The 23,920-nt window shown below is 53.7% G+C and carries 26 protein-coding genes; 14 read left to right on the top strand and 12 right to left on the bottom strand.

Going from position 1 to position 23,920, the window contains the following annotated elements:
- Positions 1 to 30 precede the first annotated feature (30 nt).
- From AC07P6_RS14690 to AC07P6_RS14680, 3 genes are all read right to left on the bottom strand, one after another.
- Positions 31 to 1,050 (bottom strand): Zn-dependent oxidoreductase, encoded by a 1,020-nt coding sequence (locus AC07P6_RS14690; RefSeq protein WP_434663519.1) that lies wholly within the window; start codon positions 1,048 to 1,050, stop codon positions 31 to 33.
- A 10-nt stretch (positions 1,051 to 1,060) separates the two neighbouring features.
- Positions 1,061 to 2,275 (bottom strand): starvation-sensing protein RspA, encoded by a 1,215-nt coding sequence (gene rspA / locus AC07P6_RS14685; RefSeq protein ID WP_478316779.1) that lies wholly within the window; start codon positions 2,273 to 2,275, stop codon positions 1,061 to 1,063.
- 207 nt (positions 2,276 to 2,482) lie between these two features.
- Positions 2,483 to 2,809 carry a YnfA family protein gene (locus tag AC07P6_RS14680; RefSeq protein ID WP_110274092.1) on the bottom strand — a complete coding sequence of 109 codons (327 nt, stop codon included), beginning with the start codon at positions 2,807 to 2,809 and terminating at the stop codon, positions 2,483 to 2,485.
- A gap of 138 nt (positions 2,810 to 2,947) precedes the next feature.
- Here AC07P6_RS14680 and AC07P6_RS14675 point away from each other — a divergent pair, with 138 nt between their 5' ends.
- On the top strand, positions 2,948 to 3,289 hold the full coding sequence (locus tag AC07P6_RS14675) for a DUF1283 family protein (RefSeq protein WP_142513889.1): 342 nt from the start codon (positions 2,948 to 2,950) through the stop codon (positions 3,287 to 3,289).
- 67 nt (positions 3,290 to 3,356) lie between these two features.
- Positions 3,357 to 3,917, top strand: coding sequence for a spermidine N1-acetyltransferase (speG, locus tag AC07P6_RS14670; RefSeq protein WP_110274090.1), 561 nt, complete (start codon positions 3,357 to 3,359; stop codon positions 3,915 to 3,917).
- Here speG and AC07P6_RS14665 read toward each other — a convergent pair.
- Entirely contained in the window at positions 3,911 to 4,621 is a 711-nt protein-coding gene (locus AC07P6_RS14665; RefSeq protein ID WP_478316778.1) for a YnfC family lipoprotein, read from the bottom strand. The two genes, speG and AC07P6_RS14665, sit on opposite strands and share 7 nt — an antisense overlap.
- Before the next feature lie 102 nt (positions 4,622 to 4,723).
- Here AC07P6_RS14665 and AC07P6_RS14660 point away from each other — a divergent pair, with 102 nt between their 5' ends.
- The 6 genes from AC07P6_RS14660 (at position 4,724) to clcB (ending at position 11,106) form a co-directional block, all read left to right on the top strand.
- Positions 4,724 to 4,975 carry a DUF1161 domain-containing protein gene (locus AC07P6_RS14660; protein ID WP_110274088.1) on the top strand — a complete coding sequence of 84 codons (252 nt, stop codon included), beginning with the start codon at positions 4,724 to 4,726 and terminating at the stop codon, positions 4,973 to 4,975.
- A 151-nt stretch (positions 4,976 to 5,126) separates the two neighbouring features.
- The gene (gene ynfE / locus AC07P6_RS14655; RefSeq protein WP_478316777.1) at positions 5,127 to 7,562 is read left to right on the top strand and encodes a selenate/tellurate reductase subunit YnfE; all 2,436 of its coding nucleotides are present in this window, start codon (positions 5,127 to 5,129) and stop codon (positions 7,560 to 7,562) included.
- 10 nt (positions 7,563 to 7,572) lie between these two features.
- The gene (locus tag AC07P6_RS14650) at positions 7,573 to 8,190 is read left to right on the top strand and encodes a DMSO/selenate family reductase complex B subunit (protein ID WP_182239066.1); all 618 of its coding nucleotides are present in this window, start codon (positions 7,573 to 7,575) and stop codon (positions 8,188 to 8,190) included.
- 1 nt (position 8,191) lies between these two features.
- Positions 8,192 to 9,049: a DmsC/YnfH family molybdoenzyme membrane anchor subunit gene (locus tag AC07P6_RS14645; protein WP_434663514.1), complete on the top strand. Its 858-nt coding sequence runs from the start codon at positions 8,192 to 8,194 to the stop codon at positions 9,047 to 9,049.
- A gap of 40 nt (positions 9,050 to 9,089) precedes the next feature.
- The gene (gene dmsD, locus AC07P6_RS14640; RefSeq protein WP_478316776.1) at positions 9,090 to 9,698 is read left to right on the top strand and encodes a Tat proofreading chaperone DmsD; all 609 of its coding nucleotides are present in this window, start codon (positions 9,090 to 9,092) and stop codon (positions 9,696 to 9,698) included.
- A 142-nt stretch (positions 9,699 to 9,840) separates the two neighbouring features.
- On the top strand, positions 9,841 to 11,106 hold the full coding sequence (clcB, locus tag AC07P6_RS14635; RefSeq protein ID WP_478316775.1) for a voltage-gated ClC-type chloride channel ClcB: 1,266 nt from the start codon (positions 9,841 to 9,843) through the stop codon (positions 11,104 to 11,106).
- Here the strand turns inward: clcB and bioD are convergent.
- The 3 genes from bioD to AC07P6_RS14620 all read right to left on the bottom strand — a co-directional run bounded on the left by bioD (position 11,059) and on the right by AC07P6_RS14620 (position 14,129).
- Positions 11,059 to 11,754 carry a dethiobiotin synthase gene (gene bioD, locus AC07P6_RS14630; protein WP_110274082.1) on the bottom strand — a complete coding sequence of 232 codons (696 nt, stop codon included), beginning with the start codon at positions 11,752 to 11,754 and terminating at the stop codon, positions 11,059 to 11,061. The genes clcB and bioD overlap by 48 nt on opposite strands.
- A 127-nt stretch (positions 11,755 to 11,881) precedes the next feature.
- On the bottom strand, positions 11,882 to 13,102 hold the full coding sequence (gene mlc / locus AC07P6_RS14625; protein WP_110274081.1) for a sugar metabolism global transcriptional regulator Mlc: 1,221 nt from the start codon (positions 13,100 to 13,102) through the stop codon (positions 11,882 to 11,884).
- 124 nt (positions 13,103 to 13,226) lie between these two features.
- Positions 13,227 to 14,129: a LysR family transcriptional regulator gene (locus AC07P6_RS14620; protein ID WP_182239074.1), complete on the bottom strand. Its 903-nt coding sequence runs from the start codon at positions 14,127 to 14,129 to the stop codon at positions 13,227 to 13,229.
- A gap of 118 nt (positions 14,130 to 14,247) precedes the next feature.
- Here AC07P6_RS14620 and AC07P6_RS14615 point away from each other — a divergent pair, with 118 nt between their 5' ends.
- On the top strand, positions 14,248 to 15,498 hold the full coding sequence (locus tag AC07P6_RS14615) for an MFS transporter (RefSeq protein ID WP_181486072.1): 1,251 nt from the start codon (positions 14,248 to 14,250) through the stop codon (positions 15,496 to 15,498).
- A 34-nt stretch (positions 15,499 to 15,532) separates the two neighbouring features.
- Here AC07P6_RS14615 and AC07P6_RS14610 read toward each other — a convergent pair whose 3' ends face one another.
- The 4 genes from AC07P6_RS14610 to AC07P6_RS14595 all read right to left on the bottom strand — a co-directional run bounded on the left by AC07P6_RS14610 (position 15,533) and on the right by AC07P6_RS14595 (position 18,369).
- On the bottom strand, positions 15,533 to 15,625 hold the full coding sequence (locus tag AC07P6_RS14610) for a KPN_01571 family protein (protein WP_220022287.1): 93 nt from the start codon (positions 15,623 to 15,625) through the stop codon (positions 15,533 to 15,535).
- Between the two features lie 178 nt (positions 15,626 to 15,803).
- On the bottom strand, positions 15,804 to 16,394 hold the full coding sequence (locus AC07P6_RS14605; protein WP_110274077.1) for a LysE family translocator: 591 nt from the start codon (positions 16,392 to 16,394) through the stop codon (positions 15,804 to 15,806).
- Between the two features lie 44 nt (positions 16,395 to 16,438).
- Positions 16,439 to 17,278 carry an AraC family ligand binding domain-containing protein gene (locus tag AC07P6_RS14600; protein WP_434663499.1) on the bottom strand — a complete coding sequence of 280 codons (840 nt, stop codon included), beginning with the start codon at positions 17,276 to 17,278 and terminating at the stop codon, positions 16,439 to 16,441.
- 89 nt (positions 17,279 to 17,367) lie between these two features.
- Positions 17,368 to 18,369 carry a RelA/SpoT domain-containing protein gene (locus tag AC07P6_RS14595; RefSeq protein WP_304259493.1) on the bottom strand — a complete coding sequence of 334 codons (1,002 nt, stop codon included), beginning with the start codon at positions 18,367 to 18,369 and terminating at the stop codon, positions 17,368 to 17,370.
- Positions 18,370 to 18,701: 332 nt separating this feature from the next.
- Between AC07P6_RS14595 and AC07P6_RS14590 the strand changes: the two genes are divergently transcribed.
- The 3 genes from AC07P6_RS14590 (at position 18,702) to ydgU (ending at position 20,880) form a co-directional block, all read left to right on the top strand.
- Positions 18,702 to 20,189: a carboxypeptidase M32 gene (locus AC07P6_RS14590; RefSeq protein ID WP_478316774.1), complete on the top strand. Its 1,488-nt coding sequence runs from the start codon at positions 18,702 to 18,704 to the stop codon at positions 20,187 to 20,189.
- Positions 20,190 to 20,362: 173 nt separating this feature from the next.
- Complete coding sequence (gene asr, locus AC07P6_RS14585) at positions 20,363 to 20,728, top strand: acid resistance repetitive basic protein Asr (protein WP_110274073.1); 366 nt, start codon at positions 20,363 to 20,365, stop codon at positions 20,726 to 20,728.
- Between the two features lie 23 nt (positions 20,729 to 20,751).
- Complete coding sequence (gene ydgU / locus AC07P6_RS14580) at positions 20,752 to 20,880, top strand: small membrane protein YdgU (protein ID WP_112214323.1); 129 nt, start codon at positions 20,752 to 20,754, stop codon at positions 20,878 to 20,880.
- Here the strand turns inward: ydgU and AC07P6_RS14575 are convergent.
- Complete coding sequence (locus tag AC07P6_RS14575; protein WP_478316772.1) at positions 20,874 to 21,482, bottom strand: LysE family translocator; 609 nt, start codon at positions 21,480 to 21,482, stop codon at positions 20,874 to 20,876. The genes ydgU and AC07P6_RS14575 overlap by 7 nt on opposite strands.
- A gap of 117 nt (positions 21,483 to 21,599) precedes the next feature.
- On the opposite strand from AC07P6_RS14575, the gene AC07P6_RS14570 reads away from it, so the two are divergent.
- Entirely contained in the window at positions 21,600 to 22,529 is a 930-nt protein-coding gene (locus AC07P6_RS14570; protein WP_478316770.1) for a LysR substrate-binding domain-containing protein, read from the top strand.
- Between the two features lie 576 nt (positions 22,530 to 23,105).
- The gene (locus tag AC07P6_RS14565) at positions 23,106 to 23,918 is read left to right on the top strand and encodes a trypsin-like serine peptidase (RefSeq protein WP_478316768.1); all 813 of its coding nucleotides are present in this window, start codon (positions 23,106 to 23,108) and stop codon (positions 23,916 to 23,918) included.
- The last annotated feature ends 2 nt before the right edge of the window (positions 23,919 to 23,920 follow it).

Genomic DNA, 23,920 nt, shown 5'->3' with positions numbered 1-23,920 from the left:
AATTGTAGGATATAGAGTCCGCACTCGTAATTATTGCCCGAAGGTTAATAAAACCTTACAGCAACGTTTTCTGTCATTCTCAAAAAGTTCCAGTGCATCAACAACACGTTGATACTCAAATTCGTGAGTGATCAGCTCCTCTGGATTAATTAGCCCTTGCTCTAACCAATCAATTACCACCGGGAATTTATTGGCATTCAGGCGTGACGAGAAAATAGATAACTCTTTCCCGGTAATGCCTTGTTGAACAACCTGAGAGGGTTCTGTTGAGAATCCCATCAACACAATTCTTGCCGCCGGTGAGGCTAACGTGACGGCTTCTTGCAAAATCGTCGGATGACAGGCGGCGTCAATAATCAGCGTCGGCTGTATTCCCTTCTCTTTCAGCGTTTCGGGTAACGGCTTCTCGCCATTATTGATAACCCAATCCGCTCCGTTGCGCTGCGCCATCTGCAGACGCTCATCAATCCGGTCAACCACGATCACCTGCTTAACGCGGTACACCCGTTTCAGTACCTGGATAGTCGTCAGGCCCATCGGCCCAGCCCCGTAAACCAGCGCAACATCCTGATCAGTTGGCGAGACATGTCCGGTAACATTAGCCGCAATAGTGAAAGGTTCAATCATCACCGCATGTCGGTCAGAAACCGTATCCGGTACCAACCAGGCATTTTTAGCCGGCACGACTGCGTACTCGCTAAAACCGCCATCCCGATGAACGCCCAGCACCACTAAAGAGGTACACACGTTCGGTTTTCCCACTGAGCAAGGATAGCAATGACCGCAGCTAATCACCGGGTCAACGCTGACGCGCTGGCCAACGGCTTTATCAGTGACACCTTCACCAACCGCATCAATCTCGCCGAAAAATTCATGCCCTATCACGCGCGGATATTTAGCAAATGGGTTGTGCCCGCGATAAATATGGCTATCAGAACCGCATATTCCCGCCAGTTTCACTTTGACCCGCACTTCCCCTGCCGCAGGTTGCGGAATTGGACGCTCTTCAATCACTAACTCGTTAGGTTGACGAATCACAATACTTTTCATTTCTTTCTCCTCACCAGTTCCACAACGTGCCGTCTTCCAGACGGGCTACCGGCAAATAAGCGGGTTCATAGGGATATTTCGCTGCCAGCTTTTCATCAAACTCAATGCCCAGGCCCGGTTTTTCACCCGGATGCATATAGCCATTATCAAACGTCCAGCTATGCGGGAAGACTTCCAGCATTTGCTCGGAATAGCCCATATATTCCTGCACGCCAAAGTTCGGCACCCACAGGTCGAAATGCAGCACTGCGGCCATACAAACTGGCGACAGATCTGACGGCCCGTGTGAACCGGTGCGCACTTGATAGAGCGAAGCAAAATCGGCAATGCGGCGCATACCCGTAATCCCACCGGCGTGAGTAATGGTGGTGCGGATATAGTCGATCAATTGTTCTTCAATCAACTGCTTACAATCCCAAATGCTGTTAAAGACTTCCCCAACTGCAATCGGTGTGACGGTATGCTGACGAATTAAGCGGAAGCACTCCTGGTTCTCTGCCGGGGTCGGATCTTCCATCCAGAACAGGCGATAGTCTTCGATACTTTTACCAAAGCGCGCCGCTTCAATCGGCGTCAGGCGGTGGTGCATGTCATGGAGTAAATGCTCGTTAAAACCAAACTTCTCGCGCACGGCAGCAAATAGCTGCGGCGTAAAATCGAGGTATTTTTCTGTCGACCACAACTGCTCTTCCGGCCACTGCCCTTTGGTAGCCGGTTCGTAGGCCTGCCCTTTGCCTTTCGCCATGCCGTAGGTGGTTTTCATACCCGGCACACCGCACTGCACGCGAATAGCCTTGAATCCCATCTCCTGGTGGCGAGCATAATCATCGAGTACTTCATCAATGGAGTGGCCCGTGGTGTGGCAGTAAACCATGACCCCTTCCCGCGATGCCCCGCCCAGCAGCTGATACAAAGGCATGCCTGCTGCTTTTGCTTTAATGTCCCACAGGGCCATATCGACGGCGGAAATGGCCGACATCGTCACCGGGCCGCGACGCCAGTACGCGCCTTTATAGAAAAACTGCCAGATGTCTTCAATACGATGCGCATCACGCCCTACCAGCTGCGGACAAAGGTGATCGCGCAGATACGATGCGACTGGCAGCTCACGGCCGTTTAGCGTGGCGTCACCGTAGCCGACAATTCCGTCATCGGTGGTGATTTTAAGGGTGACAAAGTTACGTCCTGGACAAGTGACGAAAACTTCAGCGGCAACGATCTTCATCTCATCTTCCTTACATCTATGCGGTTAGTGCATAAAATTAAAACATCAGACCTACTACCATACAAGTATGACGATCAAAAAGAATGCGTTCGATCACATTCTCTCGGTTGCCAAAATGGGATCTCAAAAGACGGGAATGAATTAAGATGGGAAAAAACAATCCGGACCAATGCGGGTTTGGTCCGGATGATTAACTCAAAGCGATCGCTATGCTCGTCCCCATCCTGCCACAATGATTAGCATCCCGCACAGCGCAATCAGCGCCCCTGCCCAGTCGTAATGACTCAGTTTTACGCCATCAACAAAACGCAGCCAGAGCAGCGCCGTACAGACATAAACACCGCCGTAAGCCGCATAGACGCGACCGCTGGCTTCCGGGTGCAGCGTCAACAGCCAGACAAACAGCGTCAGCGCCAAAGCAGTCGGAATCAACAGTAACGGGCTTGCCCCACGTTTCAGCCATAGCCAGGGTAAATAGCAGCCGATGATTTCACACAGGGCGGTAGCAAAGAAAAGTAATGTTGTTTTTAGCATTTAAAGATTCGTAAAGGGGACAAGGAATTAATCCATTCTACGCAATAATGCCCCATAACCAGGTCTGTTTTGTCGGGTATGCCGTCGAAAAGAGATGTAGTAAACTCAGACTAAGGGGATCACTTAAAGGAAATCGTGATGAATATGACATTGAACAAACGCTGGTGCCTGACCGCTATGCTGGCGCTGAGCGCGGTAATCTTTACCGCATCGTCATTTGCCAAAACTGACAAGCTGGTGATTGAATCCGGCGATAGCGCGCAAAGCCGCCAGCAGGCCGCGATGGAAAAAGAACAGTGGAACGACACCCGTTCTTTACGCCAGAAGGTCAACACGCGTACCGAGAAAGAGTGGGACAAAGCCGACGTGGCTTTTGATGCTCAGGACAACTGCCAGAAGAGCGCGAACGTTAACGCGTACTGGGAACCCAACACCCTACGCTGCCTTGATCGCCGCACTGGCCGTACCGTAGCACCGTAATTTCTGGCGCCTGCGGGCGCCACAATTCATACAACTGCGCAATAACTCACAGGTATTAGGTATTCCCATGACTGACGCTCATCACGTCAAACTTCGCCCACTCGAGCGCGAAGACTTACGCTTTGTCCACCAGCTCGATAATAACGCCAGCGTTATGCGCTACTGGTTTGAAGAGCCTTATGAAGCCTTTGTCGAACTTTCTGATCTGTACGATAAACATATTCACGACCAGAGCGAACGCCGCTTTGTCATCGAATGCGACGGTGAAAAAGCCGGCCTGGTGGAACTGGTGGAAATCAATCACGTTCACCGCCGTGCGGAGTTCCAGATAATCATCTCCCCGGATTATCAGGGGAAAGGTCTGGCAACCCGCGCTGCGAAGCTCGCAATGGACTACGGCTTTATGGTGCTCAACCTCTATAAGCTGTATCTCATTGTTGATAAAGAGAATGAAAAGGCAATTCACATTTACCGCAAGCTCGGTTTCATAGTGGAAGGTGAACTCATTCATGAATTCTTCATCAACGGCGAATATCGCAATACTATCCGCATGTGTCTGTTCCAGCACCAGTACCTGACCGAGCACAAAGCACCAGGTCAGACGTTGCTCAAGCCGACGGCTCAGTAATACTCGATGGTGTTTTTGATAGTGTAGTGGTAAGTCAGCGGTGGCTGGACGCTGTTATCGACCATCTGCTGCTCGCAGCGAGTCGGGTTGTAATAATCATCGTATTCGCAGGTCTGCTGTACGCTGCCGACCGAATTATCATCTGAAACCAATACGGCGCTATAGTTCAACTTCTGACGTGAGTCGGCTGAAGGTGTCAGCGTTACCGCATAACGCGCATCTTTAGCCGTCGTGGTTTTCCCCAGCGGAAAACCCTCGCTATCATAGCGATAAGAGGTCGTTGTTTTTTTACCCATTGACGTTACGATAAAACCATTATCATCCATCTCCCACTTCATCCCTTCAGACACCATTTCAGCCAGTTGGCATTTCCCCTGCAAGCGCAGGCGTTTTTCATGGGTTTCAGAATCAAGGTAGTAATTCGCATCCAGCAACCACGTCCCACCGGTGTTCTCTTCACGATTATCCAGAGCGATAAGATCAAAGCACCCTTCGTTTGACAAACGCGCTCTCACCTCTTTAATCGCTTTATCATGTTCATCAAACAGCGTCTGAGTAAACTCCTTCACCGGCCCGCGCAGCGGATCGAACTCAAATTCGTTAGAAAAACTCGCCATTTCCGGCGTAAACGCTTGTGGCGCTGCCTTTTCATCGCAGGCGCTAAGCGCCCATACTGCCGATACCAGCAAAAACAGTCTTTTCACGCGCGATTCCTTTTGTGCATAGTGCAATCATATTAGCAAATACAATTGTTTACACCACGTCTGCTATGCTTAAATCTGGATAAGGTCAATAAGGAGTTTATGATGAAATTATCACCCTGGCTATGCGCGGCCCTGCTGCTGGGTTCAGCATCCGCTTTGGCAGCACCCGACTCATGCGAGCGGGTTAAAAACGATATTCAGCAAAAAATCATCAATAACGGCGTCCCTGAATCAGGGTTTAGCCTCGCGATTGTCCCGAACGATCAAACCGATCAACCCGGAGCGCAGGTTGTCGGCCACTGCGCCAATGATACGTTTAAAATTATCTACACCCGCGACAGCGACTCGCAGTAACCTCCTGCCGTTTTGTTGTAAAAGGTCTTATCCCTCGGTTGACCGGGGATAAGATCTTCCTAACCCCTTTTAAGTATTATTTCTCACTCCACGCCACCCTATTACGGCGGCGTCGTCCCTACACCATTATAACAAGATCATGGAGTGAGCTATGTCTAACCAGGAATATCCCGGCGGCCTCAGCCGTCGAACGCTAATAAAATCATCCGCCCTTGGCTCGCTGGCTCTTGCGGCTGGCAGTCTATCGTTACCTTTTAGCCTGCGTACCGCCGCCGCTGCGGTTCAACAGGCTACCCAGAGCGAAGAACGTATTGTCTGGGGCGCCTGCTCGGTCAACTGCGGCAGTCGCTGCGCCCTGCGTTCGCACGTACGCGATGACGAAGTTGTCTGGGTAGAAACCGATAATACCGGGCCGGATGTTTATGGTGATCATCAGGTTCGCGCCTGCCTGCGTGGCCGCTCTATTCGTCGCCGCATTAATCATCCTGACCGCCTCAATTACCCGATGAAACGCGTCGGTAAACGCGGCGAAGGTAAGTTTGAGCGTATTAGTTGGGAAGAAGCGCTGGATACGATTGCCGATAACCTCAAAAGGGTCGTCAACGATTACGGCAACGAAGCAGTTTATCTCAATTACGCCACCGGCATCGTCGGCGGCAATATGACCCGTTCCTCTCCTGCAGCCTCTCCCGTAAAACGCCTGATGAACTGCTACGGCGGTTCACTGAATCTGTACGGCTCATATAGCACCGCTCAGATTTCCTGCGCGATGCCCTACACTTACGGCAGCAATGACGGCAACAGCACCTCCGATATTGAAAACAGCAAACTGGTGGTCATGTTCGGTAATAATCCGGCGGAAACCCGCATGAGCGGCGGCGGCATTACCTATTATTTAGAGCAGGCACGCGAGCGTTCAAACGCGCGAATGATCGTTATTGACCCGCGCTACACCGACACCGCCGCCGGTCGTGAGGATGAGTGGATCCCCATTCGTCCCGGTACCGATGCCGCGCTGGTGGCAGGCATCGCCTGGGTGCTGATTAACGAAGGCCTGGTCGACCAGCCGTTCCTCGATGAATATTGTGTCGGTTACGATGAAAAAACGCTTCCGGCAGATGCCCCGGCAAACGGACATTACAAAGCGTATATTCTTGGCACAGGCGATGACGGCATGGCCAAAACCCCACAGTGGGCCTCACGTATCACCGGCATTCCCGTTGACCGCATTGTGAAACTGGCCCGGGAAATCGGCAGCATCAAACCGGCTTATATTTGCCAGGGCTGGGGGCCGCAGCGCCAGGCCAACGGCGAGTTGGCATCCCGCGCCATAGCCATGCTAGCGATACTCACCGGTAACGTCGGTATTAACGGCGGCAACAGCGGGGGGAGAGAATCTACCTATACCATCACCATTGAACGCCTGCCGGTGTTGGAGAATCCGGTTAAAACCGCCATCTCCTGCTTTAGCTGGACCGATGCCATCGATCGTGGCGCAGAGATGACCGCCACTCGCGACGGCGTGCGCGGTAAAGAGAAGCTGGATGTACCGATTAAATTCTTCTGGAACTACGCCGGTAACACCATCATCAACCAGCACTCTGACATCAACAAAACCCATGAGATCCTGCAGGACGAAAGTAAGTGCGAGATGATCGTGGTTATCGAAAACTTTATGACTTCGTCGGCTAAATACGCCGATATCCTGCTGCCGGACCTGATGACCGTTGAGCAGGAAGATATTATTCCCAACGACTACGCCGGTAATATGGGTTACCTCATCTTCAGTCAACCAGTCACTTCAGCCAAGTTTGAACGCAAACCCATCTACTGGATCCTCTGTGAAATCGCGAAACGCTTAGGCGATGATGTTTATCAGAAATTTACCGAAGGCCGTACCCAGGAGCAGTGGTTACAGCACCTGTACGGCAAAATGCTGGCAAAAGACCCGGCTCTGCCGAGCTATGACGAGTTGAAACAAATGGGCATCTACAAGCGCAAAGACCCTAACGGACACATCGTCGCTTATCGTGATTTCCGCAAAGACCCGCTTGCGAATCCGTTGAAAACCCCATCGGGTAAAATCGAAATTTACTCCAGCCGACTGGCAGATATCGCTGCCAAATGGCAACTGGAAAAGGATGAAACCATCAGCCCGCTGCCAGTCTATGCCTCCACCTTCGAAGGCTGGGATGACCCACTGCGTGATAAATTTCCGCTGCAAATGTTCGGTTTTCACTACAAAGCGCGTACCCACTCCAGCTACGGCAATATCGATGTGCTACAGGCCGCCTGCCGTCAGGAGGTATGGCTTAACCCGCTGGATGCCGAAAAGCGCGGGATTAAGAACGGCGATATAGTGCGAGTATTCAACGCTCGCGGTGAGCTGCGGATCCCGGCCAAAGTAACCCCGCGCATCATGCCCGGCGTGTCGGCAATGGGCCAGGGCGCATGGCATGATGCCAACATGAGTGGCGATCGCGTCGATCACGGTGCCTGCATCAATACGATCACTACCCATCGCCCATCGCCGCTGGCTAAAGGCAATCCGCAGCATACCAATCTGGTCGAAATCGAGAAGGTTTAAGGAGTAAACCATGAGTACACAGTATGGATTTTTTATCGATTCCGCCCGCTGCACCGGCTGCAAAACCTGCGAGCTGGCCTGTAAGGATTATAAAAACTTAACCCCGGACGTCAGCTTTCGCCGCATTTATGAATACGCAGGTGGCGACTGGCAGGAGGATAACGGCGTCTGGAATCAAAACGTCTTCGCCTATTATCTCTCAATCGCTTGTAACCACTGCGAAGATCCGGCCTGTACTAAGGTCTGTCCCAGCGGTGCGATGCACAAACGCGATGACGGGTTTGTGGTGGTGGATGAAGAGGTTTGCATCGGTTGCCGTTATTGCCATATGGCCTGTCCGTACGGCGCGCCGCAGTACAACGCGGCGAAAGGTCATATGACCAAATGCGACGGCTGCCACACCCGGGTTGCCGAAGGCAAAAAACCTATTTGCGTCGAGTCTTGTCCATTGCGGGCGCTCGATTTTGGACCTATTGAAGAACTGCGCCAAAAACATGGCCAACTTGCCGCCGTCGCACCGCTGCCGTCGGCACACTTCACCAGGCCGAGTATCGTTATCAAACCGAACGCCAATGCGCGTCCGTGTGGAGATACCACCGGCTATCTGGCTAATCCAAAGGAGGTGTAAAATGGGAAATGGATGGCATGAATGGCCGCTAGTGCTGTTTACCGTGCTGGGGCAAAGCGTCGCAGGGGCGATTATCGTCGCCGGACTTGGCTGGCTATCATTAAACAACAACTCTGAAGCTCAGCAGCGCCTGGTGCGCAGTATGTTTTTTATCTGGCTGCTGATGGGAATTGGCTTTCTCGCTTCGGTCATTCACCTCGGTTCACCACTACGGGCATTTAACTCGCTTAACCGCGTTGGCTCATCGGCATTGAGTAACGAAATCGCCAGCGGTGCGCTGTTCTTCGCCGTGGGTGGAATCTGGTGGCTGCTCAATATTCTCGGAAAAATGCCGCGAATATTAACTAAGGCCTGGCTGCTGCTGACCATGCTGCTCGGCTGCCTTTTCGTGCTTGAGATGACTCTGGTATACCAGATTGATACCGTACCAACCTGGTACAATGGCTACACCACTGCCTCATTCTTTCTGACGATGGTGCTGTGCGGCCCACTGTTCGCAGCCTTGCTGCTGCGCATCGCCAACGTACCTTTTAATGGCAGAGTGTTCGCCTCAATGAGCGCTCTGGCGCTGTTGGCCAGCCTGGCGGTGGTGATTTTACAAAACACCGAACTGGCGGAGATCCACAGTTCAGTCCAGCAGGCCAGCGCCCTGTTACCGGATTATGGCTGGCTGCAAATCCTGCGCTTAGTACTGCTGACGCTGGGCCTCGGCTGCTGGATTTGCCCGCTGGCAAGACGCAAAAACCCGCATGTCGCCAGTCTGGTGCTTGGTTTGATTCTGGTTTTGCTCGGTGAGTTCATCGGGCGCGGCCTGTTTTATGGTCTGCATATGACCGTCGGTACGGCGATTGCCGGTTAATAAATGGGTGCTGCCGCACCCAGCGCAGTAAGGAACAAGTATGATGCAACCGCAAGACCGCGACGCCGTCGCCCTTAGCGCCCGTACGCTGGGCGCATTGTTTTCCTTTGCCCCGGATAGCCCGCAGGCCGCCCCGCTGATCGCCGCTTTTCGCGACGGTAGCTGGCAGGTTGAGTGGCCATATGCTGTCGCCGATACGCTGACGACGCAGTTCTCGACGGCTGACGATGAACCGTTGCCGCAAGCCTGGCAACGCTTATTTATCGGTCCGTGGGCGCTGCCTGCACCGCCCTGGGGCTCCGTGTGGCTGGACAAAGAAAGCGTGCTGTTCGGCGATTCAACGCTGGCGCTACGCGAGTGGATGCGCACGAATGGCATCAGTCTGGCAGAGCAGCGTTCTGAACCGGAAGATGGCTTCGGTACTTTGCTGCTGCTGGCCGCCTGGCTCTGCGAGTCAGGTCAGGATGAGGCTTTTACGCAGTTGCTTGCCTGGCATCTGCTACCGTGGTCAGGCCGTTTTCTCAGCGTGTTTATCGCTGATGGCGGAAATCCGTTTTATCAGGCGCTGGGCCAGCTGGCGCTAGCAACGCTCGCTCAATGGCAAGAACACTTACCCTGCGCGGTCGCTGAAAAACCGCTCTATCGGTAATCCTCCGCGCCATGCCTGCCCCACAGTCATGGCGCAACAAGTGACGCTGTCACTTAAAAACCAACGTAAGCACTTATAGCTTTTGCGTATATCCTTATTTCCAATCACAATAAACCATAATTTCCACTACCCGTACCCTCTGATGCACCGTCTGCATAGTTATCCTGATGTCCAGGTCATGTTTCGTCGCCTGTTAATTGCCACGTTAGTCGGCATCTTTGCCGCACTAGCGGTCGCCCTGTTTCGCCATGCCATGGCGGGCCTGGAAAGCCTGTTTCTCAGCAATGACAGCGGCAGCCTGGTTAATGCTGCCCAATCACTCCCTTGGTGGCGGCGGCTGTTGACGCCTGCACTTGGCGGGATGGCTGCGGGATGCCTGCTTTGGCTCTGGCAACGCCGCACGGTTGAGCGCCCTCATGCGCCAACCGACTACATGGAAGCTCTGGAAACCGGGGACGGTGTGTTTGATACGCCAGCCAGTCTGGTGAAATCGCTGGCTTCACTGCTGGTGGTCGCCACCGGCAGCGCCATTGGTCGCGAGGGGGCGATGATCCTGCTGGCGGCGCTGGCGGCTTCGCTGTTTGCCCGCCGTTTTACGCCAAAAGACGAGTGGAAGTTATGGGTCGCCTGCGGTGCCGCCGCCGGGATGGCGAGCGCCTATCACGCGCCGCTGGCCGGCACCCTGATGCTGGCCTCGCTTGGCCCGGTAGTAATTGCCGCCGTCGTTGCCCTGTTGCTGACCAATCTGATGAACGGTGGGTCAGCGCCGCTTTATCACGTTGAATTCCACGACACCCTGCGCGCCACGCATTATGCTCTGATGCTGGCAACCGGCCTGTTGGCTGGCCTATGCGGGCCGCTCTTTATCTGGCTGATGAGCTTCAGCCATCAATGTTTTGTTCGCCTTCGCCTGACTCCTCCGTGGCAGTTGGCGCTGGGAGGCATCATCGTCGGTCTGCTGTCGCTGATCACCCCGGCGGTCTGGGGGAATGGCTATAGCGTGGTGCAAAGCTATCTTCTGTCGCCGCCGCTGTTTACTGCCGTGATTATCGTCTTTGTGTGCAAGCTGCTGGCGGTGCTGGCGAGCAGCGGCTCCGGCGCTCCGGGCGGCGTATTTACGCCAACGCTGTTTGTTGGGCTGGGGATAGGCATGCTGTTCGCCAGCTTTATGGGGCTGTGGCTGCACGATTATCAGGAAATAGCGATTATGATTGGTTTAACCGGCATGGCGACATTTCTGGCAGCCACGACCCATGCGCCAATTATGTCTACATTGATGATTTGTGAGATGACCGGACAGTATGTATTACTCCCCGGCTTACTGATTGCCAGCGTACTGGCATCAGTGCTGTCGCGGACGTTACGCCGTGACTCTATCTACCGCCATCACCTCGCCGAGCATCGATAAATCAATATACTGGCTCAGCTCGCGCTGCTCGGCGCGCGGTAAATAAGGCAGCTCGCCAATAAGCGGCCCCGGCAGTTTTTTGCTCAGCACGTCGATGATTTCAGCATAGTGCGCCAGACCGGGATTGATACGGTTGGCCACCCAGCCAATCAGCGGCAAACCATCATTGGCAATGGCCTGCGCAGTCAGCAGGGCGTGGTTGATGCAGCCTTCCTGAATACCCACCACCATCAGTACCGGAAGCTGTTCCTGCACCACCCACTCTGAGAGCGGACGCAGGTCGTTCATCAGGCTGCGCCAGCCACCGGTGCCTTCGACCACCACGTGATCGACCTGACCGCTCAGGCGCTGGAGGCCATCCGACAGCAGGCTGTAGTTAATTGGGCAGCTATGCGCCACGCTGCTTTCATCTTCGCTTAACGCGATGGGATTGACAGCGTCATACGGCAGCACCAGCGAAGAAACGCTCTGTAAAACCAGCGCGTCTTTGTTCCGCAGTCCGTCCGGCGTCTCTTTGCTGCCCTTCGCCACAGGCTTGTACCCGGCCACGCTTTTGCCGCTGGCAGCAAGTGCCTGCAACAGCGCACGGGAGACCACCGTCTTCCCGACAGCAGTGTCAGTACCTGTTATGAAGAAACGCTTAAACATCACTAGCCCCACAGTTATGTTGATGAAAAATACAGGAGAGAAATAGTCAACTGTGGAAAAAGTCTACGCGAAGCTGCCAAAGTCCAGCTTGAGATAGCGCAATTTTTGGTGTGAATATGAAAAAATGTTAACCCTGTAACAGTCGTATCAGCAACGATCCGTTATAGAGCGCATCTTTGACCAGAGCCGCGCCAGCCATCGTTCCCCGGTTAGAAAACTGGGTGCTTTCTACCGCAATATGGCGGCTGTAGGCCGGTAGCGACTGTTGCCGAATACAATCAGAAATTGCCGGAAACAAGATATCCGCGGCCAGGTTAAAGGGGGAGCCAATGAGGATTTTTTGCGGGTTAAAAAGGTTCACCATGATTGCCAGAATCCGCCCGACGTGGTTCCCGACGCCGCTGATAATATCCCGCGCCAGCAGGTCCCCCTGCAGCGCGGCCTGACATAACCATTCAACGCTCAACGGCTGCTGATGCAACATTGAGCTCATCGATTTAGCCATCCGAACCTGTGCCAGTTCGAGCACGCTTTCGACGCTGGCGATGGTTTCCAGGCAGCCATGGTTACCGCAGTAGCAGCGTTTTCCGTACGGATCGACCTGAGTATGGCCGATTTCCACCAGGCTGCTGCTGCCCGCATGTAGCAGGCGGCCATCGGTGATGACTCCAGCACCAACGTTATGGTCGATAACCACCTGAATGACGTCCCGCGCCCCTCTCGACGCGCCAAACAGCGACTCAGCCATGGTCCAGGCGCTGATATCATGCTGAATGTAGACCGAGACCCCGGTATGGTTAGATAAGATCTCGCCAAGCGGCATATCTTTAACATCATCATAAAACGGCATCCGGTGGATGATGCCGTTTTCAGTGTCGATAATTCCCGGCATGGTGATGGCAATAGCGGTTAATCGTTCCAGCTTTTTTTGATGACGAATAAAAAACTGATCAACATGATCGAGTACGCGCGTCGCAAAAGGCTGAACATGCTGTAACGCCAGCTCAAGCTGCTCTTCCACCACCAGCTTGCTGCTTAAATCACGCAGGGCGAGATGGATTTCGCCGCGGTTAATGCGGATGGAAAGATAGTGCCAGGCTTCCGTTTCCACCATTAACCCAACGGCGGGACGCCCACGGCTGCCGGGGTCCTGGATTTCGGTTTCCTGCACCAGGTGCGCTTCCAGCATTTCACGCACGATTTTGGTGATACTGGCAGGTGCCAACTGCGCGAAGCGCGAGAGGTCGATACGCGACACCGGGCCAAGCTGATCAATCAGGCGATATACCGCGCCTGCGTTGGTCTGCTTTATTTGATCGATATGGCCTGGCTGACTGTCCGCTACCACCGTTGACTCCCTTTATTTTCGCGCTTCGAAATAAACTGAGGGCTATGGTGAAGCACTTCAATGCTTCACGTCAAATTTTTACTTAGCCTTGTGATTTACCGCACATTTCTAGATGATTTTTGTCCTAAAAATCTAATGTGGCGCTGGCGAGAAGCGACTCACGAAAGCGCTGCGCCGCCTGTCCCTGCTCGTGATGCTTCGACCACACCAACCACATTTCAGATACCGCGTCCTGCTCCTCAATGGGTAACCAGCGCATTTCCGACAGTTGAACCCGCCTGAACGATGCGGGCAGAATTGACACGCCAAGCCCGGCGGCGACCAGTCCAATAATGGTCATCGCCTCACCCACCTCTTGAGTGATAACCGGCGTTAAGCCATAGCGGCGCATCAGCCCGAGAATATCGTCGTACAACCCGGTTCCTACGTGAGGATCAAAAAACACAAACGGTTCCCGAGCCAGCTCCCGCAGGCTGACGCTCGGTTGGCTTGCCAGGGGATGGTCGCGCGGAACCATGGCCAGCAGCGGCTCGCGCAGCACCCTTTCCCAGGCCAACGTATCCGGCAACTGGGTATTGCGCATCAGCCCCAGATCGAGCGTTCCCTCGTTAAGGGGCACGATTTGTTCCCGGGTGTTGGTTTCCCGGGTCTGGATATGCACATCCGGATAGCGGCGGCGAAAAGTCGACAGCGTGTCGGATACCGCCTTAATAAAGGGAGCCGATGAGGTAAAACCGATTCGCAGCTCACCGGTTTCACCATGGTGTAAACGGGCAGCACGGGCGGCGGCTTCGTCAACCTGGGTAAGAATCTGTCGGCTATCAGCCAAAAACTGCTTCCCTGCTTCCGTCAGGCTGACGCTGCGGTTAGTACGGGCAAACAGACGCGCGCCAATCTGCTGTTCAAGGATTTGAATCTGCTGGCTAAGCGGCGGCTGGGAGATATTCAAACGCGCCGCCGCATGACCGAAATGTAGCTCTTCGGCAACGGCAATAAAGTAGCGCAGGTGACGCAGTTCGATATTCATATTTAAAACGTCTTATTTGAGATTATTAATATATTAGACAGAATATTTACATTTTCATACCCTTTACTGGTGACCTGCGAGGCCACTTAACTCTCTGTTTATCAGCAAGGATTTTTCCGTGAGTCGTACAACTACCGCTGACATCGTGCCGGCAAGCGACGTCAGCGACGCTATCGTTCCCCAGCCAAATCAGTTTATTAAACGCGGCACCCCGCAATTTATTCGTGTTACCCTCGCGCTCTTTTCTGCCGGACTGGCGACCTTTGCGCTGCTCTATTGCGTGCAGCCAATTCTGCCAGTGCTCTCCAGCGAGTTCGGCGTTTCACCGGCCAGCAGTAGTATTTCGCTGTCGATTTCAACAGCCATGCTGGCGGTCGGTCTGCTGTTTACCGGCCCGCTTTCCGACGCCATTGGTCGCAAACAGGTGATGGTTACCGCGCTGGTGCTGGCCTCGTGCTGCTCTCTGCTGTCGACGATGATGTCAAGCTGGCACGGAATTCTGATTATGCGCGCATTGATCGGCTTATCGCTAAGCGGCGTGGCGGCGGTCGGTATGACTTATCTGAGTGAAGAGATTCATCCCAGCGTTGTGGCGTTCTCAATGGGGTTGTATATCAGCGGTAACTCCATTGGCGGCATGAGCGGCCGCTTGTTGACCGGGGTGTTCACCGATTTCTTCGGCTGGCGCATCGCGCTGGCGGTGATTAGCTGTTTTGCCCTCGCCGCGGCGATCATGTTCTGGCGCATCCTGCCGGAATCGCGCCATTTTCGTCCGACCTCGCTGCGGCCGAAATCGCTGCTGATTAACTTCCGCCTGCACTGGCGCGATCGCGGCCTGCCGCTGCTGTTTCTCGAAGGTTTTTTGCTGATGGGGTCGTTCGTCACTCTGTTTAACTATATCGGCTACCGCCTGATGCTCTCGCCGTGGTCGCTGAGCCAGGCGGTCGTTGGCCTGCTGTCGGTGGCCTATCTGACCGGCACCTGGAGCTCGCCGAAAGCCGGGGCCATGACGGTGCGTTACGGTCGCGGCCCGGTGATGTTGTTCTCCACGGCGGTGATGCTCGGCGGCCTGCTGCTGACCCTGTTCTCATCGCTATGGCTGATTTTTATTGGCATGCTGCTGTTCTCCGCCGGGTTCTTCGCCGCACATTCGGTCGCCAGCAGTTGGATAGGCCCACGGGCCCGACGCGCGCGCGGTCAGGCATCATCGCTCTATTTATTTAGCTACTATCTGGGTTCCAGTATGGCGGGTACATTGGGTGGGGTTTTCTGGCATAACTACGGCTGGAACGGCGTCGGCGGGTTTATCGCGTTGATGTTAATAGCAGCACTTCTGACCGGCGCGTGTTTACACAAACGTCTGAAATAAAACGTCTTAACGTGGCCTGAACGGGCCACGTTGCTCACCACATTCCCAGAACCGACGACATACCCATTAACTCTCTGAGAGCATCAACGGAAAGCAGTGCGATAAACAGCCAGGTAAACGGATTCATAATCAACCCCGCATCAGCAGCCAGCGCCTTTGATGAGTTTAGCCGCTGGCCAGAGAAAGAGTCTGCTATTTTGCGCACATTTGGATTATTTCGACCTAAACATAAAATACGCAACCGATTAATCAATACATAATGCTGATTTTGGTGGCTAACGGCGTTTAAGGTTGCGCAATAATGGTTATTTCAGCATTCCCGCCCAGGCGGAGAGCAGCAAAAGCAGCGCCATAGTGCGCTGGAAACCCACCAACCCACGATCGGTACGAAACATCCGATTGACCACCTGCCCAAGCCACGCCCACGCCACCAGACAAACTAGCGATATCAATAAAAACCACAGCGCCATCAGCGCAATCACTGGCAGCGGATGCTGGCCCGTTGGTGCAAACAGGCTCACCACCGCCAGCGCCATCATCCAGGTTTTCGGATTCACCACTTGTAACAACGCCGCCGCGCGAGCGGTAAAACGCTTTTGCGTCCCGCCAGCTAAATCCGGCGGCGGCGCGCTAAAGAGCTGCCAACTGAGCCAGCTCAACCATAAAGCCCCGGTCCAGCTCATTATCTGCCGCACCAGCGGATACTGGTGCAAAAGCTCCCCGGCTCCAGCTCCCGATATCATCACAATCAGACTGGCCGAGACGCATGCGCCAATTACCGCTGATAGCGTAGCCTTCACGCCATAACGCTGGCTGTTGGCCAGAATCAAAATATTGGTCGGCCCAGGGGTGATAGAGGCGACAAAAGCAAATAACAGATACGGCAGCAGATCCACAGGTAGCTCCTTTTATAAGGCAAGCGACTACTTTGCGGATATTTTCAGGAAACGTCTGGAAGGTTTGTGCACAGGCGACGGTAATGCGCCGGAGTCAGCCGATATGAGCGCAGAAACCAGCGCCCGAGATGGCTCTGGTCAGCAAAACCCAGCGTGGCGGCAACGTTCACCGGCAACTCACCGCAGGCTAATAGCTGTCGCGCCTTAGCCAGCCGCAGTTGAATAAGCCATGCGTGAGGCGCAAGGTTGAACTCACGCTTAAAGCAGCGCGTCAGGGTGAACCTGTCGGTGCCCGTCTCGCGGGCCAAATCGGAAAGGCCAATATTTTCCCCCACATGAGCATACAGATAATCTCTCGCCCGATGAGCCACTGCCGCACTTTGGATATGCGAGGGCAATTTTTTGCGCCAGTGGCAATGCGCCGTGAGCTGGGACAGCAAGCTGTCCATGCAGCTCTGCTGGACAATGCGCAGCTCATTGCCGTGCAGGGTATTAAAGGTTTCGCCGATCGCGCGCACCAGCTGCGGTTCGCGAGTCAACGTGCGGGCAAAATGCAGCGAATAGCTTCCGGGAACCGATTCATACAGTCCTTGCAGAGTATCGGTCAGCCATTTTTCATCAAGATAAAAGGTCAGATAGGTGAATCCGCCAACGATCGGGGCATCGCCATCGTGGATTTCGCCCGGTTCCAGTAAAAAAGCATCACCCGGATGGCTGCGATGGCGTTCACGGCGGCAGGAAAACTGCTGAGTACCGGACAGAGTGATCCCCACCAGATAGCTGTCGTGCCAGTGTGGATCATAGGCGTGGCCTTCAAAATGCGCCTTAATCGTTTCAATTCCCGAGTCTGCGTGCTGTCGCAGCTCCAGCCAGTCATGAGTCATACACTCCTCCACTTTACCGCAGCATTGACGATCCTTTCGGCGTTGTCTGGAAGATTTGTGCACCACGCCTTGCGCCGCCTCATTTTGCGCTATTGCACTATCTTCAGTAACTCGGTGGTGAACTGACTAATATCAATCTGATAGGCCGGATAGGCTTCCTGTAATTTGCTGAAGTCACCCACATTGACCATGATGGTGGTGAGCCCTTTCGCCTCATTTTGTTGATACAGGGCCATCGCATCCAGTTTCTCAAATTCGGTGAATAAAACGGTATCGACCTGCATCACTTTGCCTGCAGGCGTCACAGAGATCACCGCGCTATCTATACCGGTGTAATCATCAAGGATGTGCGGCGATGAGATAGTAAAAGACATCAACTTGGTATAGACGGAAAGCTCGGACTCCAGCGCCCTGAGAGCATTGATGTTACCTGGCAATTCCGCCGTAACAATCCCGGCATCCTTGCAGTAAAGGATCTCGCTAAATAGCCTGAAAAACTCCAGCCAGCGAGGGTCCGCCTGCTGCGGACTGGTCTTAAGTTTTGTGCCTTCAAACAAGTCAACAATTTCAATGGCGGTTGACCAGACGTGTTGTAATTTCGTTCTGAACTGCACTTCAACATCAAACCCTCCGCAGGAATAAATTCGATGAATTCCGCGATATCCGGTGGTTTTGGGGGCAATTAAATAGTCTCTTGTTCGCTTAACGATCGCCCCGTCGATATCCGTTCGATAGATTTCGGCCTCAACCAAATCATCATAGCTATCCATAATCACGCGGCAGCCCGCAATATCGCTCATCTGGCTCACGTTGATGGTCGTGGAGGTCATGCCATCCAGAGAGGGACGGGATAATTTATCCAGAATAGTGGGGAAACGTTTTAACCTTGACGTGACTTGCCCCACGCCAAACTGCTCCAGGGCGCTACGAATATGCCTCATCGGTCGATCGTGTGCCGCCCGGTATTCCTGAATGATAACGATGTCCTTTTCAGAGGCAGTACCTTTGCGAATACGTCTGCCGGCTTTTTCAATTTGACTACGGGAATGCTTAAGGATGAATTCACCATCCTGAAATGCGCTATCGGGCATGATTTTATCGTTAATTGGCTACATGAAGTGGATCACTTTCCCACATCCGAAACCGTCATCAAAACAAAGATTTCACTTGTACATATGATTTCGCACGTCCCGTGCCCATAGGGCCTCTGCCAGTGAAGGATTACAATGGTGTAAAGTCGATATATACCCTAAATAATTCGAGTTGCTTAAAGGCGGCAAGAGAGTGAGTCCCCAGGAGCATAGATAAACTATGCGACTGGGGTGAGCGAGCGTAGCCAACACATAAGCAACTTGAAGTATGACGGGTATACTCTTCATACTTCAACTCCTTCAGATAACTGATAACAAGCGAGAATCCCGATATGAATAACGCATCAAACTATCATCAGCTGACTCGCACCTTTCAGCGTCTTTCACGCTTCTCGCATCTCTCCGCCATCGCTGGCTGGGATATGTTCGCCATGATGCCGCCCGGCGGCAGCGCAGCGCGTGGTGAAGCGCTGGCTGAACTCGGCGTTTTGCAGCATCAAATTTTGACCGATAAAAAAGTAGGCGAATGGCTACGCAATGCCCGCCAGGAAGAGCTGAATGATGTAGAACAGGCGAATCTGCGCGAAATGACGCGCCAGTACGAACAGGCGGCGCTGCTGCCCGAAAGCCTGGTTGAAGCCAAATCGCTGGCAGGTAGCCGCTGCGAACACGCCTGGCGTAGCCAGCGCCCGGCAAACGACTGGCAGGGATTTGCCGAAAACCTGCGCGAAGTCGTCAAGCTCAGCCGCGAAGAAGCGCAAATCCGCGCCGCAGCCAAAGGCTGCTCCCGCTATGACGCGCTGCTGGATATTTTCGAGCCAGATATGACCAGTGCGCGGCTGGACGTCCTGTTCGCCGACCTCAAATCCTGGCTTCCATCTTTACTCGCTAACGTTGTTGAGAAGCAGGCGCAAATGCCGCTCATCGAACCGCAGGGGCCGTTCCCCGTCGCCGACCAACGTGAGCTGGGGCTGGAAGCGATGCGCGTGCTAGGGTTTGATTTTGACGGCGGACGCCTGGACATCAGCGCCCACCCGTTCTGCGGCGGCGTCCCTCAGGATGTGCGCATCACCACGCGTTACAACGAAAACGACCTGCTCAGCGCGCTGTTTGGCGTGATCCACGAAACCGGCCACGCGCGCTACGAACAAAATCTGCCGCGTAACTGGCTCAATCAGCCTATCGCCCTCGCCCGTTCGACGGCAATCCATGAATCACAAAGCCTGTTTTTCGAAATGCAACTGGGCCGTAGCGAGGCATTCCTGCAACGGCTGCTGCCAACGGTACGCCAGTACTTTGGTGAGCAACCGGCCTTCAATCGCGATAACTTCATTGCGTGGAACCAGCGCGTCAAGCCGGGCTTTATCCGCGTTGACGCCGATGAAGTGAGCTATCCGGCACACGTTATTCTGCGTTACGAAATCGAACGCGCATTGATTGATGGCGATATTGAAGTGGAGGATATTCCGGCGCTGTGGGATGAAAAAATGCAGCATTGGCTGGGTCTTTCCACCACCGGTAACTACCGTGATGGCTGTATGCAGGATATCCACTGGACCGACGGCGGCTTTGGCTATTTTCCGTCCTACACTCTGGGCGCAATGTACGCCGCGCAGCTAATGGCTTGTGCCAAACGGGCGCTACCGCAGTTGGAAAGCGACATCGCCAACGGCAACTTTAGCGCCCTGTTCGACTGGCTGCGGCAGAATATCTGGCAGCACGGCAGCCGCTTCAGTACCTCTCAGCTGATTCAACATGCCACCGGGGAAGATCTCAATAGCGCCTTTTTCCGCCAGCACCTGACCTCGCGGTACCTGTAAAAGCAGCGGCGTCGGTCTCCCCGACGCCTTATTCCGTCTTGGTTCAGAGGCGTTGTACATACCGTTACACACCGAAACCAAACACTCACGGAAACCTCGATAAGACAAGCATATAGTTCTTTCAACGGCCCCGCAGTGGGGTTGAAACAAGAAACCTTTTCGAGGATATCAGAATGAAAAAAGTATTAGCTCTGGTCGTTGCCGCTGCAATGGGTCTGTCTTCTGTTGCTTTCGCTGCCGATGCTGCCACCACCACTCCGGCTCCGGCTGCTGCAACCCACAGCACCACCGCGAAAACCACGCATCACAAAAAACACCACAAAGCCGCTGCCAAACCGGCCGCAGAGCAGAAAGCTCAGGCTGCTAAAAAACACAAAAAAGCAGAAGCCAAACCCGCTGCTGCCCAGAAAGCCCAGGCCGCTAAAAAACACAAAAAAGCCGCCACTAAACCTGTAGCTCAGAAAGCACAGGCAGCTAAAAAGCACCACAAAACGACCAAACACAATACCGCTAAACCTGCTGCACAACCGGCTGCTTAATCTCCCCGGTTAGGCTGTTTGATATGATATCGGCGCTGCTTCAGCGCCGTTTTTTTCTGGAGAGCACCATGCTGCGGCGCTATCGTTTTGAGCTCATCCTGATATTACTGATTATCTGCGCGCTGATCGCCAGCCGCTTTTTCCTCTATTGAACCGTTAGCTGCCAGAGGTTATAGCCCAGGCCATACAGGGCCAAAAACAGCAAGAATAGCGCCGATACCGAGGTCAACTTCCTCGCATAGTGCGCCGTTAACCAGCGACGAATCGCCAGAATATAGAGCGACAGTACGCTCAGGTCGATAATCACCCACACCATCGTTAACAGCCCCAGACTCAAACCGATACTGGCGGTGATATGAATAAACTGCGGAAAAAAAGCGGCAAAAAAGAGAATATCTTTCGGGTTGCTTAGTGCCGTCACAAACCCTGCCATCACCCCGCTCCGCTTCACCGATACGCTCCCTGGTGCCGCTCTCTCCCGCAACATACCCAACGCAAGCTTGATGATATACAGCGACCCGGCAATCGCCAGCAGCGTCAACGCTCGTGGATCTAACGCCACCAGCCCCGTCAGCATCGCGGCTGCCGCGGCAATCAAAACTAACGAAGCCAGATTTCCCCCGACCATTGTGCGTACCGCGCTGGCATACCCTTCGCGCGCCGCGGCTCCGGTGACCAATAACACCACCGGCCCCGGCGTGGCAATCAGCGCCAGTACCGTCAGGCAGTAGGCTGCAAGCAATGAAAAATCCATGAACTGAACTCACTATTCGATGATAAAGACGCTATATTCCGCCTTGATTTCAGAGTTGAAAAACGACAAATAGTGAGCTTCAATGTGAGTTTTACTCAATATAGAGAGTAATAGTCGATGTCGATGCCGCCGCTCTACGCTCTGCGCGCCTTTGAAACCGCCGCGCGTCTTGGCTCATTTAGCAAGGCCGCCGCCGCGCTACACGTCACGCCCGGAGCCGTCAGCCGCCATGTCAGCACCCTGGGAGCGTGGTTTGAGTGCCAGCTCTTTTTTCGCCATGGACCAAAAGTCACGGTTACCGACGCAGGACAGCAGCTGGCGAAAGCATTAGAAGAGAGTTTCTCGGCGATTGACCGGGCCTGTCAGACCCTGCGCCGTCAGGCGGGAAAGCTACGGCTGAAAGTGCCGTCCACCCTCACCATGCGCTGGTTACTGGACGTTCTGCAACAGTTTCGCCAGCAGCATCAGCGCCCGGAAGTTGAAATGAGTAGCCTGTGGATGGACCGGGACTGCGTCGATTTCGCTCAGGAGCCGTTTGACTGCGCGATCCTGCTCGGCGACGGTAATTTTGGCGACGATAATGTCTGTAGTCTGCTGTTTGCCGAATGGCTCATCCCGCTTTGCGCACCGGGGATGCAACAAAAGGCCCTGCAGGATTTAGCCACCTGCACGCTGATTCACCCTTCGACCGATCGTCGGGACTGGCGGCGGTGGCTGCAATATTGCGGGCAACAACAACAACAGCCGAATATTAGTCAGGGCTTAGTTTTTGATACCCTGGAACAAGGCACCATGGCAGCCATGAGCGGCCACGGCGTCAGTATTGGCGATCTGCTGCTCAATCTACCGGCGATCCGCGCCGGACTGCTGGCGCTGCCCTTTTCGACAGCCGTTGCCACCGGCGAGGGATACTATATGGTGTGGCCCAAAAACACGCTTAACTCACAGCCCATCGCATTGCTGCACGACTTTTTGCATCAGCATGTTCCCGAGTCTCTCCCTGACAGTATCACTCGCCAGGGGCAAGCGCCTGTTTACAAGACATGAACCGCCGTGACCAGCAGATAGCCCGTGGTGCCCCAAATCATGGCGGACACCAGAGAAACGTAAACTAATGCGCGAATACCTTGTTTAGACATAGACCCTCCCGTACATCGGGTAATGAGAGATTGCAGATATCATCGCCGGGACAACATCTCTATTTGCTCAACAAGGTGATAGCAATAACAACGTTTTGGGTGAGAAAATGTTTCGCTTTGAAAGTAATTGAGAAACAGGTAAAGAAGTATTTGTTCTTTTATAGATAGCTCTTGTTTAACCAGTAACATCGCCTTCTGGAACACTCACCTTAAGAAAAATCTGCAGTAAGAAAGCTTTTTACCCCGCGCAGGATGCTGTACGTTCGGATACACGATTTATGTTGCTTCCGCCCCCTGTTTCTGCGGAAATAGCGCAGCAGAAAATCGATGTTAACCGTTTGAAATTACGCTATTCACCTACGTAAAAAGGACTGTTTTTTCTGCTTTTACGGGCGTTAGGGCTTCATTAAAATTATTCTTAACTTTCATAAACTTAAATCTGCTGCTACTTTCAATATACATAATTAACTCCCCAGAGAGTGATATGCGTAGAGACGTACTGTTATTACTGTGTTCATTTTGTCTATTTCCCGCGCTAGCTCAGGCTGATGATGATGGCATGAGTGCAAAAGATATTAAGACGCTGTTTTTCGGTCATGATGATCGTAAACCGGTGAATAACCCCACAGATACGCCGTGGGACGCTATCGGGCAACTGGAAACCGCCAGCGGCAACCTCTGCACCGCCACGCTGATTGCGCCCAATCTGGCGCTGACCGCCGGGCACTGCCTGCTTACGCCGCCCAAAGGCAAGCCGGATAAACCCGTTGCGCTGCGCTTCATCTCGCGTAAAGGGGGATGGGTGTATGAAATTCACGGTATTGAAGGCCGGGTTGACCCATCGCTGGGTAAACGGCTGAAGGCCGACGGCGATGGCTGGATAGTGCCCTCCGCGGCAGCACCGTGGGATTTTGGCCTTATCATGCTGCGCTATGCCCCCTCAGGAATTACGCCGATACCCATTTTTAGCGGCAATAAGGCCGATTTGACCGCCGCGCTGAAGACCGCTGAACGCAAAGTCACGCAGTCCGGCTATCCGGAAGATCATCTGGATAATCTCTACACTCATGAAGATTGTGTGGTGACCGGCTGGGCGCAGACGTCGGTGCTGTCGCATCAGTGCGACACCTTACCGGGCGATAGCGGTTCCCCGCTGCTGCTGAAAACCGACACGGGTTGGCAGGTTATTGCGGTACAGAGTTCGGCTCCGGGACCTAAAGATCGCTGGCGGGCGGATAATCGAGCCATATCGGTGACCGGTTTTCGCGACAAACTGGAAACTCTGGCCGCCCAATAAGC

This window comes from Klebsiella sp. GFKo11, assembly GCF_056490265.1.
The sequence above is the reverse complement of the archived record's forward strand: the minus strand, read 5'-3'. Positions and strand labels throughout refer to the sequence as shown.

What these genes read in the sequence shown, in the direction of transcription:
- AC07P6_RS14680 (WP_110274092.1), bottom strand. Translation starts at nt 2,809, where the DNA reads ATGCTAAAAACAACATTACTTTTCTTTGCTACCGCCCTGTGTGAAATC.
- AC07P6_RS14690 (WP_434663519.1), bottom strand. Translation starts at nt 1,050, where the DNA reads ATGAAAAGTATTGTGATTCGTCAACCTAACGAGTTAGTGATTGAAGAG.
- AC07P6_RS14570 (WP_478316770.1), top strand. Translation starts at nt 21,600, where the DNA reads ATGTCGATGCCGCCGCTCTACGCTCTGCGCGCCTTTGAAACCGCCGCG.
- AC07P6_RS14645 (WP_434663514.1), top strand. Translation starts at nt 8,192, where the DNA reads ATGGGAAATGGATGGCATGAATGGCCGCTAGTGCTGTTTACCGTGCTG.
- AC07P6_RS14650 (WP_182239066.1), top strand. Translation starts at nt 7,573, where the DNA reads ATGAGTACACAGTATGGATTTTTTATCGATTCCGCCCGCTGCACCGGC.
- asr (WP_110274073.1), top strand. Translation starts at nt 20,363, where the DNA reads ATGAAAAAAGTATTAGCTCTGGTCGTTGCCGCTGCAATGGGTCTGTCT.
- speG (WP_110274090.1), top strand. Translation starts at nt 3,357, where the DNA reads ATGACTGACGCTCATCACGTCAAACTTCGCCCACTCGAGCGCGAAGAC.
- ynfE (WP_478316777.1), top strand. Translation starts at nt 5,127, where the DNA reads ATGTCTAACCAGGAATATCCCGGCGGCCTCAGCCGTCGAACGCTAATA.
- rspA (WP_478316779.1), bottom strand. Translation starts at nt 2,275, where the DNA reads ATGAAGATCGTTGCCGCTGAAGTTTTCGTCACTTGTCCAGGACGTAAC.
- dmsD (WP_478316776.1), top strand. Translation starts at nt 9,090, where the DNA reads ATGATGCAACCGCAAGACCGCGACGCCGTCGCCCTTAGCGCCCGTACG.
- AC07P6_RS14565 (WP_478316768.1), top strand. Translation starts at nt 23,106, where the DNA reads ATGCGTAGAGACGTACTGTTATTACTGTGTTCATTTTGTCTATTTCCC.
- AC07P6_RS14575 (WP_478316772.1), bottom strand. Translation starts at nt 21,482, where the DNA reads ATGGATTTTTCATTGCTTGCAGCCTACTGCCTGACGGTACTGGCGCTG.
- clcB (WP_478316775.1), top strand. Translation starts at nt 9,841, where the DNA reads ATGCACCGTCTGCATAGTTATCCTGATGTCCAGGTCATGTTTCGTCGC.
- ydgU (WP_112214323.1), top strand. Translation starts at nt 20,752, where the DNA reads ATGATATCGGCGCTGCTTCAGCGCCGTTTTTTTCTGGAGAGCACCATG.
- AC07P6_RS14660 (WP_110274088.1), top strand. Translation starts at nt 4,724, where the DNA reads ATGAAATTATCACCCTGGCTATGCGCGGCCCTGCTGCTGGGTTCAGCA.
- AC07P6_RS14610 (WP_220022287.1), bottom strand. Translation starts at nt 15,625, where the DNA reads ATGAATCCGTTTACCTGGCTGTTTATCGCACTGCTTTCCGTTGATGCT.
- AC07P6_RS14590 (WP_478316774.1), top strand. Translation starts at nt 18,702, where the DNA reads ATGAATAACGCATCAAACTATCATCAGCTGACTCGCACCTTTCAGCGT.
- bioD (WP_110274082.1), bottom strand. Translation starts at nt 11,754, where the DNA reads ATGTTTAAGCGTTTCTTCATAACAGGTACTGACACTGCTGTCGGGAAG.
- AC07P6_RS14675 (WP_142513889.1), top strand. Translation starts at nt 2,948, where the DNA reads ATGAATATGACATTGAACAAACGCTGGTGCCTGACCGCTATGCTGGCG.
- AC07P6_RS14595 (WP_304259493.1), bottom strand. Translation starts at nt 18,369, where the DNA reads ATGCCCGATAGCGCATTTCAGGATGGTGAATTCATCCTTAAGCATTCC.
- AC07P6_RS14620 (WP_182239074.1), bottom strand. Translation starts at nt 14,129, where the DNA reads ATGAATATCGAACTGCGTCACCTGCGCTACTTTATTGCCGTTGCCGAA.
- AC07P6_RS14600 (WP_434663499.1), bottom strand. Translation starts at nt 17,278, where the DNA reads ATGACTCATGACTGGCTGGAGCTGCGACAGCACGCAGACTCGGGAATT.